The organism is Pseudomonas sp. MF09150 (assembly GCF_059862355.1).
The window spans coordinates 716,667-732,704 of sequence record NZ_JCBCUS010000001.1 but is presented as its reverse complement, the minus strand read 5'-3'; the positions used below and the strand labels follow the sequence as shown (position 1 = coordinate 732,704).

General features: G+C 63.4%; 17 protein-coding genes. 13 read left to right on the top strand and 4 right to left on the bottom strand.

What is annotated here, in order from left to right:
• Positions 1–3: 3 nt before the first annotated feature.
• Complete coding sequence (locus tag AC19YX_RS02885; protein ID WP_078471357.1) at positions 4–405, bottom strand: hypothetical protein; 402 nt, start codon at positions 403–405, stop codon at positions 4–6.
• A gap of 124 nt (positions 406–529) precedes the next feature.
• Between AC19YX_RS02885 and AC19YX_RS02880 the strand changes: the two genes are divergently transcribed.
• The gene (locus AC19YX_RS02880) at positions 530–1,318 is read left to right on the top strand and encodes a DeoR/GlpR family DNA-binding transcription regulator (protein WP_201130690.1); all 789 of its coding nucleotides are present in this window, start codon (positions 530–532) and stop codon (positions 1,316–1,318) included.
• Between the two features lie 71 nt (positions 1,319–1,389).
• Positions 1,390–3,510 carry a hypothetical protein gene (locus AC19YX_RS02875; protein WP_500605621.1) on the top strand — a complete coding sequence of 707 codons (2,121 nt, stop codon included), beginning with the start codon at positions 1,390–1,392 and terminating at the stop codon, positions 3,508–3,510.
• Here the strand turns inward: AC19YX_RS02875 and AC19YX_RS02870 are convergent.
• On the bottom strand, positions 3,507–4,379 hold the full coding sequence (locus AC19YX_RS02870; protein WP_421547044.1) for a LysR substrate-binding domain-containing protein: 873 nt from the start codon (positions 4,377–4,379) through the stop codon (positions 3,507–3,509). The genes AC19YX_RS02875 and AC19YX_RS02870 overlap by 4 nt on opposite strands.
• Before the next feature lie 107 nt (positions 4,380–4,486).
• On the opposite strand from AC19YX_RS02870, the gene AC19YX_RS02865 reads away from it, so the two are divergent.
• Positions 4,487–4,846, top strand: a complete 360-nt coding sequence (locus AC19YX_RS02865) for a carboxymuconolactone decarboxylase family protein (RefSeq protein WP_500605620.1) — start codon at positions 4,487–4,489, stop codon at positions 4,844–4,846.
• Positions 4,847–4,851: 5 nt separating this feature from the next.
• Positions 4,852–5,229, top strand: a complete 378-nt coding sequence (locus AC19YX_RS02860; RefSeq protein ID WP_201130693.1) for a tautomerase family protein — start codon at positions 4,852–4,854, stop codon at positions 5,227–5,229.
• A 145-nt stretch (positions 5,230–5,374) separates the two neighbouring features.
• On the opposite strand, the gene AC19YX_RS02855 is transcribed toward AC19YX_RS02860, so the two are convergent.
• Both AC19YX_RS02855 and AC19YX_RS02850 read right to left on the bottom strand, forming a co-directional pair.
• Positions 5,375–6,388, bottom strand: a complete 1,014-nt coding sequence (locus AC19YX_RS02855; protein WP_242487432.1) for a hypothetical protein — start codon at positions 6,386–6,388, stop codon at positions 5,375–5,377.
• Between the two features lie 34 nt (positions 6,389–6,422).
• Positions 6,423–7,205, bottom strand: a complete 783-nt coding sequence (locus tag AC19YX_RS02850; protein WP_201130694.1) for a fimbrial biogenesis chaperone — start codon at positions 7,203–7,205, stop codon at positions 6,423–6,425.
• 421 nt (positions 7,206–7,626) lie between these two features.
• Here AC19YX_RS02850 and AC19YX_RS02845 point away from each other — a divergent pair, with 421 nt between their 5' ends.
• Genes AC19YX_RS02845 through AC19YX_RS02805 form a run of 9 tightly spaced genes read left to right on the top strand, consistent with a single transcriptional unit; the run spans position 7,627 to position 16,022 of the window.
• Positions 7,627–8,721 carry a methyl-accepting chemotaxis protein gene (locus AC19YX_RS02845; protein WP_500605619.1) on the top strand — a complete coding sequence of 365 codons (1,095 nt, stop codon included), beginning with the start codon at positions 7,627–7,629 and terminating at the stop codon, positions 8,719–8,721.
• A 42-nt stretch (positions 8,722–8,763) separates the two neighbouring features.
• The gene (locus AC19YX_RS02840; RefSeq protein ID WP_020294535.1) at positions 8,764–9,129 is read left to right on the top strand and encodes a response regulator; all 366 of its coding nucleotides are present in this window, start codon (positions 8,764–8,766) and stop codon (positions 9,127–9,129) included.
• A gap of 4 nt (positions 9,130–9,133) precedes the next feature.
• Positions 9,134–9,451 carry an STAS domain-containing protein gene (locus AC19YX_RS02835; protein WP_500605618.1) on the top strand — a complete coding sequence of 106 codons (318 nt, stop codon included), beginning with the start codon at positions 9,134–9,136 and terminating at the stop codon, positions 9,449–9,451.
• A gap of 3 nt (positions 9,452–9,454) precedes the next feature.
• Positions 9,455–11,488: a chemotaxis protein CheA gene (locus AC19YX_RS02830; protein WP_500605617.1), complete on the top strand. Its 2,034-nt coding sequence runs from the start codon at positions 9,455–9,457 to the stop codon at positions 11,486–11,488.
• Positions 11,489–11,506: 18 nt separating this feature from the next.
• Positions 11,507–13,141, top strand: coding sequence for a methyl-accepting chemotaxis protein (locus AC19YX_RS02825; protein ID WP_500605616.1), 1,635 nt, complete (start codon positions 11,507–11,509; stop codon positions 13,139–13,141).
• Between the two features lie 11 nt (positions 13,142–13,152).
• Complete coding sequence (locus tag AC19YX_RS02820; protein ID WP_201130698.1) at positions 13,153–13,671, top strand: chemotaxis protein CheW; 519 nt, start codon at positions 13,153–13,155, stop codon at positions 13,669–13,671.
• Positions 13,661–14,485: a CheR family methyltransferase gene (locus AC19YX_RS02815; RefSeq protein WP_078471346.1), complete on the top strand. Its 825-nt coding sequence runs from the start codon at positions 13,661–13,663 to the stop codon at positions 14,483–14,485. The genes AC19YX_RS02820 and AC19YX_RS02815 overlap by 11 nt, the downstream gene beginning before the upstream one ends.
• Positions 14,482–14,973, top strand: coding sequence for a chemotaxis protein CheD (locus AC19YX_RS02810; protein ID WP_020294529.1), 492 nt, complete (start codon positions 14,482–14,484; stop codon positions 14,971–14,973). The genes AC19YX_RS02815 and AC19YX_RS02810 overlap by 4 nt, the downstream gene beginning before the upstream one ends.
• The gene (locus AC19YX_RS02805; protein WP_500605615.1) at positions 14,970–16,022 is read left to right on the top strand and encodes a protein-glutamate methylesterase/protein-glutamine glutaminase; all 1,053 of its coding nucleotides are present in this window, start codon (positions 14,970–14,972) and stop codon (positions 16,020–16,022) included. Before AC19YX_RS02810 ends, AC19YX_RS02805 begins: the two co-directional genes overlap by 4 nt.
• The last annotated feature ends 16 nt before the right edge of the window (positions 16,023–16,038 follow it).

Here is a 16,038-nt window from a genome sequence, read left to right as displayed (position 1 = left end):
AAATTACGCGTCACGCAGCAAGTCGCGAGAGTTGAGGAGTTCGTAGGCGATTTCCGGGTTTTTTTCCAGGCCGCGGCGAATGGCGGCGGGGATTGACTGGCGGGTCTTGCGACATAGGCCCGGCAGCTCGTCGATATGGATGCCGATACCGCGCATGCTGCGCACCTCGTTGAAGCCCGGGGCGATCTCCAGGCGGATGCCCAATTGCTCGTAGAGCCGGCGTTGCAGGAATTCGAGGTCCTGCAGGCTCTTGAGGTTTTCCAGGCGCTCGAGCAGGCGCTTTTCTTCCTGGCGGGTCAGGCCGAGGATGCGCAGGTCCGCCTCGGGTTGGTCGAGCAGGCGCTCGCGCTCGCAGATGCAGGCACCGGGTGGGCAGGGTTGACGGAGCGGGGGAATGGGCGTCATGGGGCCAATCATAGCCACCTGTTATCGGCTTTGCCCATGGGCAGCGGAGAAAGCCCCGACGACGCATTGTGCTCGGCCCCGGGTTTGGCTAATCTCGCGCAAACCCGCATAAGCAGGCACAAACATGCACAGTGAACATTCCCTCGCCGAACTGCCTTCCCTGCGTCGGCAGAAAATCCTGCTGCTGCTCGAACGCGACGGCAAGGTCATGGCCGCGCAGTTGAGCCAGCATTTCGCCGTGTCCGAAGACACCATCCGCCGCGACCTGGCTGAACTGGCCAGCGCCGGCCTGGTGCAGCGGGTGCATGGCGGCGCGCTGCCGCGTCCGCGGGACACCGGCAAGGACTACCTGACGCGCATGGGGGAAGTCAGCGAGATCAAGCGTCAGCTGGCGCAACACGCGGCGCGACGGGTGGAGGATGGGCAGATCGTGCTGTTCGATTCCGGCACCACCACCCTGATGATCGCCCAGTCCCTGGCGCCCCGGCTGACGATCACCGCTGTCACTGCTTCACCGATGATCGCCATGACCCTGGCCGAACACAGCGGGATCAAAGTGATTCTTGCCGGTGGCCAGCTCAACCCGATTACCATGGCGGCCACCGGGCACGAGGCGCTGCGGCTGATCCAGGGCATCAAGGCCGACCTGCTGTTCACCGGGGTCTGCGCGATCCACCCCCAGGTCGGCATCAGCACGTTGCATTTCGATGAGCTGCCGCTCAAGCAGGCCATGCTCGACAGTGCGTCCCAGGTCATCGCGGTCACCACCGCCGACAAACTGGGTGCCGTCGAGCCCTTTGTCGTCGCGCCCTGCAACCGACTGCACAGCATGATCACCGAGCGCTACCTGGCCTCGGGTGATATCGAGGCGTATCGGCAGCAGGGGATCGAGGTGCTGCAGGTGGATGGCTGAGGGCGTGGCGGTGGAGCCTGGCAGGGCGGTACTCGGGATCAGCGGATCAAACAGGCAGGGAGCGGGTCAACGTGGTGGCTGACGGCAAGAAATACGCAAGTCCCCAGGCAACGGGCGGCGCGGGAAACAGCTTTGAACATCGGGTCCAGGCCTATTACCTGTTGCTGCTGATAAATGGCCATCCGACCGGCCTGGGCCTTGGGCCGCTGGTGCAGATTCAGTTCCAGGGCCAGACGTCCGGCCTGGCCACCGATGACATCATCTGCACCCATCAGCTTGGAGATACCCGGACCCGGGTCTATATGCAGTGCAAGATCACCTTGCATGCCCGGGCCTCCGATAGCGCTTTCTGCAAGGCGCTGACCGGGGCCTGGGGCGACTTTGCGGGGGGCAGTGATGGCGACGGTGGGTCTTTCACCCGCGGCGTCGATCGGCTGGTGGTGGTCTGTGATCCGGCGACGTCGAGCGAGTCCATGAAAGACGCCGCGCACGTGACCGAACTGGCAAGAGCTTCCGTCGGTGCACAGGATTTCGCGCACAAGTGCACGTACAAAAAAACCAGCAAGATGCTGGACACCATCAGGACCGTGGTCATGCCGCAGGCCCAGGGCGGCGAAGAGGAAGCCACGCAGCTCTGGGCGTTCTTGAAGTCGCTGTGGTTTTACCGTCACGACCTGAACGCCGAAGGCTCAGTGGAAAACAGCGCCATTATGGCGATGATTGCCGGCCACTTTGGCGCCGAGCCATCGCCTACATTTATCTGGGCGAGGTTGGTGTTGCTGGCGACGCAATTGAATCGCAATGGCGCAACCGTGGACCGACAGACGATCCTGGAGCATCTCGGCCCCGAGCTGGCCACCCGCACCGAGCCTGACCCAGGCCGGGTGAACGTGCGCGCGGCCAGTCCGTTCCTGCTTCCATCCAGCGCTGGTCTGCCGGGGATTGCGCGCTTCCCATTCAATTCGCCGCTCCAGGCTTTCGAGAAAATACCCGAGCTTCAGGGGTTCGATTTCCATGGGGTGACCGCCGAGCCGGTGTCGGCCTTGCTGGCATTGCGCGGGCTGAGGGTGCGCGCCTATTTCGAAGAGGACCGCATCAGCGCGTCCCGGGTGTTCCAGGACGCTTTGCGGCGCAGCCTCTGGGCGCTGGACAGCATGGCCGGCAGTTTTGATGACAAAGCCTGCCTGGCGTTGTTTGTGCTGCTCAATGCCGACAATCCGCAGTTGCAGTATCAGGCGGTGTTGTGGGCGCGGGGTTATCGGATCAGCGACCTGAAAGCGTCGAACGAGGTGGTGGAGTCTCTTGAGAAAATCGATTTCTACTTCAATCGCGGCGTCTTCGGTCGGGAGTGGCGGTTGCAGGATGCCGAAAGGACCAGGGTGATCCGGTCTGGGGTTCGTGAGTTGCGCACGCTCGATATTACCCGTGAGCTGCAAGCCAAGTCTTTCAGGGCTATGACCGGACAACCCGAGCCACCTGAGTGCGAAGATCCGCAGGAGTTGGACCGCTTCTGGTCCATGCGCTGGAATGCATTCGATCTCGGCTACGACTATCGCCATCCTGAGCACCACACCGCCTCCCAGGCAGGGATTGCCGGGGTCGTCACATTCGAGGCCCTGATGCGGGTGGTGCAGGGTGGTTGCGTCAGTGAAGCCCTGGGCCACTACGAACTGTGCACGTCGGAACTGACGTTTGATCGCTTGCTCAGTGCCCGGGTCGATCTGGCGGCCCACGTAACTAGGGGTATGCAGCGCTTGTCGGGCAATGACTCTCTGGTGCTGGCCGAACTGGACAAGCTGTTGGAAGCCAGCCTGGCCGGTGCCGAGGCGGGCTTGTCCAGGGGCCGCTTGACGGTATTGCCCGTGCCAAGGGAGTTCCGATTGTTAGCCGATGAGGTGTTTGACCTGGACTTCGAAAACATCAGCCTGCTGCCGGCTTTCGAAGAACAAGCCCGGGCCGCCCATGGGGCCACCCGCAGCGAGCAACTGGAGTTCGTGGCGGAGTCGGTCAGGCACCGCCCGCCGTACACCGCGCCCTATACCCTGATGGGCAGCGGCAGCCTGTATGCCGACTTGATCCTGGCCAGGATGTTGCGCAGCAAGTTGTTCGCCAACAGCCGCAGCGAAGGCGAGGCGGCCAATATGCATGGGCTTGGGGTCGAGCAGTTGCGCATCACCAAGGTCTTTGATTAGTCCACGGTCTGGCGTTCCAGGCTGGCGGCAATCAGCGTCGCCAATTGCTCGACCTCCGGCGCCGGCCGTTGCTGCGCGCGGTGCAGCCTGTAGCCCAGGGTCGGCAGCGGCGGCAGGCCGTCGAGAACCTGCAGATGAGCGGGAAGGCCGATGCGGGTGCGCAGGGTGACGCCCAGCCCGGCGCTGACGGCGGCCCACAGGCCGCTGACGCTGGGGCTGGTCAGGGCGATGCGCCAGGGGATGCGGGCCTGGTCCAGGGCCTGGGTCGCGGCGCTGCGCAGCACGCAGGGTGCATCGAACATCACCAGGGGTAACGGCGACTCCTGTGATGCCGGCAGTTCGGGCAGTTCCCGAGTACCGATCCAGTGCATTTGCGCGGCGCCCAGGGGCTGGCAGTGGGCCGTGCGTGCTCCGCTGTCCCAGGCCAGCGCCAGGTCCAGGCGGGCGCTGTCGACCAGGCTCAGCAGTTCGGTGTTGCGGGCGATGCGCACCTCCAGGGTGACCCGAGGATGGACCTTGGCAAAACGCCGCAGTACATCGCTGAGCAGGTGTTCGCCGAAGTCCTCCTGCAACCCCAGGCGCACGCTGCCTTCGATTTGCGTGGCCTGCAGGTCGGCGAAAATATCGTCATTGAGCTGCAACAAGTGCCGGGCCTGACCGAGCAGACTTTCGCCCACCGGTGTCAGCACCAGGCCACGGCCGGATTTCATCAGCACCGGGCTGCCGACCTGCTCTTCGAGTTTTTTCAGTTGGGCGCTGACGGCCGAGGTCGAGCGGCCGAGGCGGTCGGCGGCCTTGGCGAAGCTGTTGAGCTCGGTGCCGGTGACGAAGGTGCGCAATACATCGAGATCAAAGGTTGGGCGGCGCATGGGATAGTCCAGTAAATCGGGATTGTTGATCTTAAGTAATCTGATATTTGGGATGATCCTGGCTTGATAGTTTGCCTCCGTCAAATTCAATTTCAGGAGTGCCAACCATGAGTTTCGCAATGAGCCCGACCTCAACAGATCGACCTGCGCCAACATTCACCGGGAAGTTCGCCGAACTGACCCAGGACCTATTGTTTGGTGATATCTGGCAGCGCCCCGAGCTGTCGCCACGGGAGCGCAGCCTGGTGACGGTGGCGGCGTTGGTGGCGCTGTATCGGCTGGAGCAGTTGCCCTTTCATTTGCAGCGGGCGCGTGACAACGGTGTGAGCACGGCGCAGTTGAGCGAAGTGATCACCCACTTGGCGTTTTACTCCGGTTGGCCAACAGCGGCTTCGGCCTTGATGCTGCTGGAACAGGCCGCTGGCGAGCAGCAGTCTGTCCCGCAACCCGACGCAGAACAGGAGTAAGGCCCATGCCATTCGCCCGTATCTCCCTGCATCGGGGCAAATCCCGGGACTACCTGCAACGCCTGTCCGAAGGCGTGCATCAGGCCTTGGTGGAGGCGTTCGAGGTGCCGCCAGACGACTGCTTTCAGGTGATCCACCAACATGAAGCTGGCGAGTTGATTTTCAATGCGCACTACCTGGGCGGACCGCGCACTGACGATTACCTGCTGATTGTGATCACCGCTGGCCGGCCTCGCACGGGCGATACCAAGCGGCGTTTTTACCGGGCGTTGGTCGAGCGCCTGGAGCAATCCCTGGGGCTGGACCCGGAGGATGTGATGGTGGTGATCAGCAGCACCGAGGCACAGGATTGGTCCTTTGCCGGTGGGCGTGGCAACGAGTGACTTTAAACAATTGGCCGGCCCTCATGCGGGGGGGCAGCTAAAGGGCTGGGGTGGGTGTTGCAGGCGAGTGACATGGCCAAGCCCCTTGAACAAAGGGGTGCTTTCATTGGCCGTAGGTGTGCTGGATAGGCGCATTGCAAACAGCCTAACGATGGAAGAACTCCATGATCACCCCGCCGGTGAACGTGCCGATCCTGGGTTTGTCGGTGCGCCAGATCAAGTTGGCTTCCAGGTCCTGACTACGAGATATGTCCTTGCTGGCGTCGAACATGGGTGATTCCCGGTTGAAAGGGATGCGAATGCCGTTTCTGCGCAGTTCGAAGGCTACCGAGTTGAAGGGCTTGTTATTCACGTCATGGGGGATAAGCAGGTCTTCGCCGGGGCTGATGGTGCTGAAGTTGGCAGGCTTCATATAGGTGCTCATGCTGAAGACGGTGTCGTCGTTACAGCGCCTGGTGGCAGTAAGAGTCAGTTTGCGGTGGCTGGCCACTTTGTTGGGAGTGGCTTGCCCACTGTAGAGGGTTCCGAAGTCGATGTTTTGAGTGGAGAAACTTACCGTGGCCGGGCACAGAATATAGTTGATGAGGTTCATGTTGCGTACAGTCAGGCTGTAACTTTTTCTAGGGTCCGTCATCCCCGGGCTGTCGCCGCTTATCTGGAATGCCTTGTAGTTTATAAGTTGGGTGATAGGGCCGCTGCTATTGGTGCCGGGTGCGCTCTTTTTTACGAGGAACAGACTGTAAGTCATCGGCACATCATATTCGTGGCAGCCATCGCCCCCGGTATTGCAGTTAATTTTTACATTGGTGTTTATCCGGCAGCCTTGTGTCTGGGAACACCGATAGTCCGTCCCGTTGTAGTTGACCCCCATCTCGACATGTGGGCCCAGGCTGCTGTTACTCGTATCGTCAGGGCTAAGCTTGAGCATTACGTACTGCCATGAGTCGTTTGTGTCCAATCTGCATTTAAGGGTCAGCGAAGTACTGGTGGAGCGCCAAAGAATGGTGCCCGCTGCTGCTTCATTGGGCACGCTGATGGTATTGGGTATGTCGGTATATGCCTGGGTAATACCGTTCGAAGCACAATTCATTGTCGCCTGGCTGTTCTCTATAAAGCCGAACAGCAACAGTGTGATCAATAGTAGTTTTAATGGGTTCATGTATAAGCGCCGGTTTCCAGGTTTATTCTCTGGCTCAAGGTTTGACCTCGCCATGGCTACTGCTGCTTGACAGCCTTGCTCGCTGTTCCTTGGAGCTGCCGCCGTCGCTGATGGCCTGGTAGTCGACGCTGGTTGGGGGCTGCTTGCAGTCCAGGGCCAGGGTCTGCTCGGAAAAGGGCGCGAGCATCAGGTGGATCGTGGGCGGTGCACAGGGTTGGTGACGAGCATCGAGGGGCTCGATGTCGGTGAAGGTCACGTGATAAGGCGAAGGGTTGGCCAGCAGGGCCTTGGGTGACCCTTGTTCGGTCAGCAGTTTCCAGCTCACTTCGGCCGCAGCCCTGGCCGGATTCCTTTCTAGCGGCGGCCGGTAGAACACCTTGAAGTGATGCAGCGGTGCAATCTGCAATTGGTTGGTCCCGCTCTCCGCAGCGTCGGGCAGTTTGAGTACATCGAGCAGCAGGTAAGTCTCGCGGTCATCGGGCAGCCCGTGGCCCTGATAAAAGATTTCGATGGATTTGCGTTGCCCGGGCTGGATCAGCAGCAAGGGGTTGGAGATCGCCAGCGGGATGTTCCGGGTGTCTCGCTTATCGCCCCAGTTGAGGCTCAGTTGCATCAGTGCCGGCTCCTTGCCCAGGTTGACGATGTTGACCGGCCAGCGCTGTTGGCGGCCATCGAGAATCAGGCGGGTGCGGCCATCGTTGAACGACAGGTCGGCCTGGACGGTGGGGGGCAGCACCAGTGCGCAAACCAATGCGGCAGCCCGTAACAGACTAGCCAGGGTTGGGTTCAGGTGGCGGTTGGTCAATGGGCGCGTCATGGGGGCGGTAGTCTGCGAATTAGGCGTGTGTTTAACCTGATTAAGCGGTTGGCCGCGTCTTACAAGATGTGTTTGTAGCGGCGGGCAGGCTAGGTTTTCCTTTGCGCGATGGATATAGGAACAGTCCTAATTGCACAGGCGGGCCCGGCTGCTCGTGGGGTGTCGCGCGGCCGAGTGCAGGCCAAAACCTGCGGCGCCCTTAAGGCGATTCCCTAAGCAGCGACAGTTTTTTGTACGCGGTTTTTTTGGCGCGAGCGGCAAGCGCTTTGGGCTGGACCGATCCGGGCATGGGCGGCGGAATTTTTATGCGCTGGGAGCGTCATGTGCCCAGCACCCGGGCTGCTGAATGGATTAAGGGTTATCCTTATGTTGATCTCAATGTGCCATCGGTACTATCTGCGCACTTCGACGGGTGCAGTGGATGCCGACAATGCGGATTTATCTAGGGGTTTGGTTGGGGCTCGCGCTCAGTGTCACAGGGCTGATCCTGGCCTCGCCTACGCTTACGATAGCTGCTCTTGTCTTCAGCGCCCTGCTGCTGATTGGTCTGCGCCCGGTGCCACGGCCGGTGTCGCCAACGACCGAACCGCTGATCGAAGTCGTCGCCGATAACGCCGCGTCACCGTTGCAGAACCTGGTGCTGGCCATTGCTCCCAGCTGGCACGAGAGCCTCGGCCGCAGCCGGGAATTATTGCACTCCAATATCACCGAGCTGTTCCACAGCTTCCACAATATCGCCGCACGCCTGGACGGCAGCCTGAGCAGTTCCGAAGGCGTGCTCGGCAGCGGCGGGGTGGGCGAAAGCCTGCGCGACGCCAACCAGCGGCTGCACGAAGTCAGCGCCTCGTTTCAGGCCAGCAGCCAGCGTCAACAGGAACTGCTCGGCACCATCAGCCACCTCGACACCTACACCAGCCAGTTGCAGCAGATGGCCAAGCGGGTCCAGGACATTGCCAGCCAGACCAACCTTCTGGCCCTCAACGCGGCCATCGAAGCCGCCCGCGCCGGGGAATATGGGCGGGGCTTTTCGGTGGTGGCCGATGAAGTGCGCAAGCTGTCCACGCTGTCGGCGGAAACCGGGCAGGGGATGGACGCCAAGGTCGGTGAAATCAACCACGCGATCCAGGACACGATTGCCGCCGCGGCCGAGCTGGGCAACAGCGAGCAGAGCAACCTGGACTTCCTTAACCGCTCGGTAAGCGACGTCATGGCACGCCTGGGCGACAACCTCAATCAGCTGTCCGACGTCTCCGGGGCGTTGCAGCGCGAGGCTCGAGATACCCAGCACGACATCCAGGCGATCATGGTCAACCTGCAGTTCCAGGACCGCACCGACCAGATGCTCGACCACGTACAGCTGGACCTGCGGCAACTGCTGGCGGCCATCGACCAGGATGACCCGAGCCTGCACGACCCCAAGGCCTGGCTCGAACGCCAGCGCCAGCGATTTACCACCCATGAAGAGCGTCACGGCCAGTCCCAGGGCGCGACTGTGAACGAGGTGACGTTTTTCTAGGGCCCCGACTTTCAAGCGTTTTCATTTCCCAAGGAGCGGCATATGGCCAAGACAATTCTGATCGTCGACGACTCGCTGTCGATGCGCCAACTGGTAAAGATGAGCCTCACCGGGGCCGGGCATGAGGTGATCGAGGCCTGCGATGGGCGCGATGCCCTGAGCAAGCTGGATGGGCGCAAGGTCAACCTGATCATCAGCGACGTGAACATGCCCAACCTCGACGGCATCGGCCTGGTGAAGGCGGTCAAGGCGCGCAATGAATACCGCTTCACGCCGATCATCATGCTCACCACCGAAAGCGAGCAGGCGAAGAAGGCCGAAGGCCAGGCGGCCGGCGCCAGGGCCTGGATCGTCAAGCCGTTCCAGCCCCAGCAGTTGCTGGCGGCGGTCGACAAGTTGCTGGGTTGAGCCGGTGTTCACGCTGACGCCCTCGGCCTTCGACGGCCCGGCCCGGTTGCAGGTGGCCGGCGACCTGACCATCTATCAGGTGGGCGAGGCCCGGGAAGCGCTCCTGCAGTTGCTGCCCTTCGACGCCCCGGCCTGGCAGCTGGACCTGAGTGCGATCGAAGAATTCGACAGCGCCGGCGTGCAGTTGCTGCTGGTGCTGCAACGCAACCTGTCGAGCAACGGCAGCCCGGTCAGCGTGGTCGGCTGCGCGCCGCAGGTGCATGAGCTGATCGAGCTGCTGCGCCTGGAAACCCTGTACCCCGCAGCACCAACCGAGGATTGAGCGATGCTCAGTGGCGACCAGTGGAACCAGTTGCTCCAGGGTTTTCTCAGCGAAGGGCGCGACCTGCTCAAGGACGCTGAAGACAGCTTGCTGTGCCTGGAAAGCGCCCCGCAGGATGACGCGGCGATCAACAGCCTGTTTCGCGCCGTGCATACGCTCAAGGGCTCGGCGGGGATCTTTTCGCTGACGCCCCTGGTCAGCCTGACCCATCACCTGGAAAGCCTGCTGATGTCGGTGCGCGACGGCCAGCGCCAACTGACGCCGGCCCTGACCTCGCTGATGCTCAGTTGCATGGATGAGCTCACTGCCATGATCGAGCGCGTCGACCCCGACAGCGGCCTGCTCGACACCGACCAGGGGCAGCAGGCGATCCTGCTGACGGCCTTGGCCGAAGCCCAGGACCTGGCCCCCCACAGCCCTTCGTTGGAGCAAGCCGACGAGCCCGGCACGGCCCTGGCTGAAGCCGAGGGCGACGCGGTGCTGTGGCAGATCTCCATCGGCTTTGCCCAGGACCTGTTGCGCAATGGCTTCGACCCGGCGGCGTTTTTGCGCTACCTCAAGCGCCTGGGGGACATCGTCACCCTGCAGACCCTGACCCGGCAGTTGCCGGACCTGCACAGCTTCGATCCCGAGAGCTGTTACCTGGGCCTGGAGCTGACCTTGCGCAGCACCGCGAGCGAGGCGCAGATCCGCGAGGTGTTCCAGTTTATCGAGGACTTCTGCAGCCTGGGCATCGTGCCCCTCGAACCCCTGCCAGCCGCCGCGGAACCGGCCGTGGCACCTGTCGCGCCGCCACTGGCCGCGCCCGCCATGACCGTGGCCAATCGCGAGCGCCGGCCCCAGGACACCGCCCTGGTCAAGGTTGCGGCGCACAAGCTCGATGAGTTGATCAACCTGGTGGGGGAGCTGGTGATCAGCACTGCCGGCGCGCAGATGCAGGCCCGGCGCAATGGCGACCCGGCCTGCATCGAAAGCACCCAGGCGCTGTTCCAGTACGTGGAGCAGATCCGCGACAGCGCGCTGAAGCTGCGCATGGTCGAGGTCGGCGAGACGTTCAATCGGTTTCACCGCGTGGTGCGCGATGTCAGCCAGGAGCTGGAAAAAAAGATCCAGCTGAGCATCCGCGGCGGCGAGACCGAGCTGGACAAGTCGGTGATCGACAAAATCGCCGACCCCCTGACCCATCTGGTGCGCAACGCTATCGACCACGGCATCGAAACCCCCGAGGAACGCCTGGCGCTGGGCAAGCCTGCCGAGGGCAAGTTGAGCCTCAACGCCTATCACGACTCAGGGATGATCGTGCTGGAAATCAGCGACGACGGACGCGGCCTGAACACTGCACGCATCCTCGAAAAAGCCGTGGCCAGGGGCATGGTCGAGGCCGACGCGCAACTGAGCGAGCAGCAGATCCACCTGCTGATTTTCGAAGCCGGATTCTCCACCGCCGAACAGGTGTCCAGCCTCTCCGGACGCGGCGTGGGCATGGACGTGGTGCGCAGCGCCATCGACCAGTTGCGCGGGGTCATCGAGATCGACTCCAGCGCCGGCCAGGGCTGCACCTTTCGTGTGCGCCTGCCGCTGACGCTGGCGATCATCGACGGCTTTCTGGTGGGGGTGGGCGACGACAGTTTCGTGATCCCGCTGGACATGGTCACCGAATGCATGGAGGCCAGCGACAGCGCCTTCGAGGGCGGTTACGGCTACCTCGACCTGCGCGGCAAACCCTTGCCCTGTATCGCCCTGGACCGCCATTTCGGCCTGCCCGACAGTGGCGTGCGGCGGCGTAATATCGTGGTGGTCAGCCAGGGCCGGCAACAGGCTGGGCTGATCGTCGACCACCTGCAGGGCGAGCTGCAGACGGTGATCAAACCCCTGGGCCAGATGTTTCGCCACCTGCGCGGCATCAGCGGCTCGACCATTCTCGGCTCCGGTCATGTGGCGCTGATTCTTGATATCCCCAGCCTCTTTCGACACCTGCAAACCCGCATCGACGGGGCCCCGCGGCCGGCACTCGGCCTTGCAGAAACCCTTGCCTAGCCTTTCAGGAGAAACACCATGCAGTTCATTCGCAACATGAAGATAGGCATCCGGTTGACCTTGGGGTTCCTGGTGGTGGTGGCCTTGACCGCCGCCATCGGGTTTATCGGCATCCGCAACCTGGAGCAGGTCAATGACCTGTCCGACCGGATGTACGAGCTGGACGTCACCGGCCTGAGCCAGTTGCAGGAGGCCAATATCCAACTGATCACTGCCGGGCGCTCGATGCGCCACAGCCTGTTGGCCACCAGCCAGTCCGGGCGCGAGCAGGCCGCCAGTCAGGCGCGTGCCGCCCTGGAACAGACCGCGAGCCTGATCGCCAAGGCCCGCACCAGCTTTATCACCAAGGAAGGTCAGGCCAAGATCGACCAGCTGCAAGGCCCGCTCAAGGAGTACCAGGAGCTGGTGCAGCAGGTGCTGGGCATGCATCAGCAATCCGGGCAGTTGCAGGAGACCAGCGACATCACCGACCTGCTGCCCAAGGCTGTGGTCAGTGGCGACGCAGTGGACCAGATGATCGGCCAGGTGACCCGGCACAAGCAGGAGCGGGCCAGCGAAGCCAACCAGCAGATCAGCGACATTGCCGCCAACTCCCGGGTGCAGATGATCTCGCTGGTGGCGGTGGCCACCTTGATGGGCATGCTGATCGGGGTGCTGGTCACCCGCAGCATCACCCGTCCGCTCAACGGCGCAGTGGCGGCGGCCAACCGCATGGCCGCCGGCGACCTGAGCCAGGATCTGGCAGTCACCAGCAAGGATGAAACCGGGCAATTGCTCAGTGCCATGCAGAACATGACCCTGCGCCTGCGCAGCATCCTCGGCGATGTGCGCAGCGCAGCCGATGCATTGTCTTCGGCGTCGGAGCAAGTCAGCTCGACTTCGCAATCCCTGAGCCAGGCCGCCAACGAGCAGGCGGCCAGCGTCGAGCAGACCAGTGCCTCGGTGGAGCAGATGTCGGCCTCCATCACCCAGAACACCGAGAGCGCCAAGATCACCGACGGCATTGCCGGCAAGGCCGCCAACGATGCGGTGCAGGGCGGTGGCGCGGTGAGCGACACGGTGCTGGCGATGAAGCAGATTGCCGACAAGATCAGCATCATCGACGACATCGCCTACCAGACCAATCTGCTGGCGCTCAACGCGGCCATCGAAGCGGCCCGCGCCGGTGACCATGGCAAGGGCTTCGCGGTGGTTGCCGCCGAGGTGCGCAAACTCGCCGAGCGCAGCCAAGTCGCGGCCCAGGAGATCGGCCAGGTGGCCAGCAGCAGCGTGCACCTGGCGGAACAGGCCGGGCGTCTGCTGGGGGAGATCGTGCCCAATATCCAGCGCACCTCGGACCTGGTGCAGGAAATCACCGCTGCCTCCCAGGAGCAGAACGGCGCGGCCGGGCAGATCAACATTGCCATGGGCCAGATGAACCAGATCACCCAGCAGAACGCCGCGGCCTCGGAAGAGCTGGCCGCCACCGCCGAAGAAATGAACGCCCAGGCCGGGCAATTGCAGGAGTTGATCGGCTTCTTCCGCTTCGAGCAGGACGCCCTCGGTGCCCAGCGCCCTCAAGCCCGTGGCCCGGAGTCTTTCAAGAGTGCGCCGGCAAGCTGGAGCAAAAGCAGGACGGCGGTCGATGAAGGCCAGTTCGTCAGCTTCAACTGAGTGACCTGCCCATGACCTCACTGCACTCCAGCGCTGTCGCGGACAGCGCCCTGGCCACCCGGATCCAGCACCTGTCGTTTCGCGTGCGCGAGGCGGCCTATGCCTTGCCCATCGAACTGGTGCGGGAAATCATCGAATACGCCCACGTCACCGCGGTACCGATGATGCCGGCTTTTATCCATGGCGTGATCAACCTGCGCGGCAACGTGGTGCCGGTGCTCGACCTGGCCGCGCGCTTTGGTTTCGAGCTGACCCGGCCGGACAATCGCACCTGCATCGTGATCATCGAGCTGGCCCTGGGCGAGAGCGTGCAACGCATCGGTCTGGTGGTGGACGCGGTGGACGCGGTGCTGGATATCGACCCGTCCCAAGTGGTGCCGGCACCGCCGTTCGGTGTTGGCATCCGCACTGATTTCATCGCCGGCATGGCCCGGGGCGAAGAGGGCTTCACCATCATCCTGGCGATCGCCCAGGTGCTGTCCCTCGACGACATTTCCCAACTGAGCCTTGCGGTGCTCAATGGCCGCTGAGCCCGTGCCGGGCCTGCGGCTGCCGGAGTTGGCCGACAGCCAGTTTCGCCTGCTGCAACGCCTGATGCTCGAGGCTTCGGGCATCGCCCTGGCGGCCAATAAGCGGCCGCTGGTGGCCGGGCGCCTGATGAAGCGCCTGCGCCATTACCAGTTGCCGGGCTACGAGCAGTACCTGCAGTTGCTGGAGCAGCCGCAACACCTGGCCGAGCGCCGGCTGGTGGTGGACCTGCTGACCACCAACGAGACCTACTTCTTTCGCGAACCGGCGCATTTCGCTTTTTTTGGCCAGTGGCTGGCCAAGCGCAAAGGCGCGCTGCGGATCTGGAGCGCGGCCTGTTCCTCCGGTGAAGAGCCCTACAGCCTGGCGATGGCGGTCAGTGAGCACGGGACCACCCAGGACTGGTCGATCCTGGCCAGCGACCTGAGCCTGAGCATGCTGGAACGCGCCGCCAGCGGTATCTACGACCTGGCCCAGGCCCGGCATTTCCCCGAGGGCTGGCTGCACCGTTATTGCCTGAATGGCGTCGGGGCCATGCACGGGCGCTTTCGGGTCCAGGCCGCGCTGCGCCAGCGGGTCAGCCTGCGCGAGGTGAATCTGGTACAGCCCCTGCCCGAGGGCGTGGGGCCGTTCGAGGTGATCTTCCTGCGCAATGTGCTGATCTATTTCGACAACGACGAGAAGCAGCGCATCGTACGCCGCCTGGTGGAGCAACTGGTGCCCGGCGGCCTGTTGTTTATCGGCCACGCCGAAAGCATTCATGGCTTCGGCCTGCCGCTGCGCCTGCTCAGTCCTTCGGTGTACCAGCATTTATGAAACCGGCCTTGTTCCTCAACCCTGGCGAGTATTTCTTCGGCCGTCACGAGGGCACCGTCAGCACCCTGCTCGGCAGTTGCGTGTCGGTGGTCCTGTGGCACCCGCGCTGGCGCCTGCTGGCGGTCTCGCACTACCTGCTGCCGAGCGATCCGCAGGCGCGCAACGGCCTCGACACGCGCTACGGCGAGGCGGTGTTCAAGCGTATCCATGCCGATATGCTGCGCCACGGCACGCGCCCCTGCGAGTACCGCAAGGGGCTGTTCGGCGGTGGCAGCCTGGTGCGCTTCGAACCGGCGGGCGGGCGCAAGGTCGGCCACAGCAACAGCGCCTTCGCCCGGGAGCAATTCAGCCTGCGCAACTGGTCGCTCGATTACTGCGACCTCAATGGCGAGCACTACCGGCGCCTGCAGGTCGACGGCCGCAGCGGCGTCGTGGCCTGCCAGCGCAATGCCTCGGGCGCGCTGCCGGCACGGGCGGGTGGGCGGTGATCAAGGTGTTTATCGTCGATGATTCGGCCTTGGTGCGTCAGGTCCTCAGCACCTGCCTGGGCAACCACCCGGGGATCGAGGTGATCGGCCTGGCCGCCGACCCGCTGTACGCCATCGACAAGATGCGCCGCGAATGGCCGGACGTGCTGATCCTCGATATCGAGATGCCGCGCATGGATGGCCTGACGTTTTTGCGGCAGATCATGAGCGAGCGCCCGACCCCGACCATCATCTGCTCGACCCTCACCGAGCAGGGCAACAGTGTCGCGGTCGAGGCCCTGGCTGCCGGCGCGGTCGGGGTGTTCACCAAGGCCCGGCTGGGGCTCAAGCAAAGCCTGGAGCAACTGGCCAGCGAGCTGATCCGCAAGGTCGAGGAGGGCGCCCGCAGCCGTCCCCGGGTCTTGCCCAGCGCTCCTCGGGTGGCGCCGCCAAGCCCTGCCGTTGCGCCCATCAGCCTGTTGCGCACCACCGAACGCATCGTCGCCCTGGGCTGTTCCACCGGCGGCACCCAGGCGCTGGAGTTTGTCTTGCGCCAGTTGCCGCGTGACTGTCCCGGGATTGTGATCGTTCAACATATGCCGGAGAAGTTCACCGCCGATTTTGCCCGGCGTCTGAACAGCCTGTGTCAGATCGAAGTACGCGAGGCCAGGCACCTGGATCGCGTGCACGATGGCCTGGCGCTGCTGGCGCCGGGTGGCCTGCACATGCAGCTCAAGCGTAGCGGGGCGCATTACCAGGTCGAGGTGCTCGACGGGCCGCCGGTCAACCGGCACAAGCCCGCGGTGGATGTGTTGTTCCGCTCGGTGGCGCGGCAGGCCGGGCCCAACAGCCTGGGGATCATCATGACCGGGATGGGCGACGACGGCGCGCGGGGCTTGCTCGCCATGCGCGAAAATGGCGCCCATACCGTGGCCCAGGACGAGGCCAGCTGCGTGATTTTCGGCATGCCCAGGGAGGCCATTCGCATGGGCGCCGCGCAACAGGTCGAGCCGTTGTCCCATGTGCCGAAACTGATCCAGCAATTCGCCAGCAGCCCGCGCCACACCTGAGGCTGGCCTGGCCGGG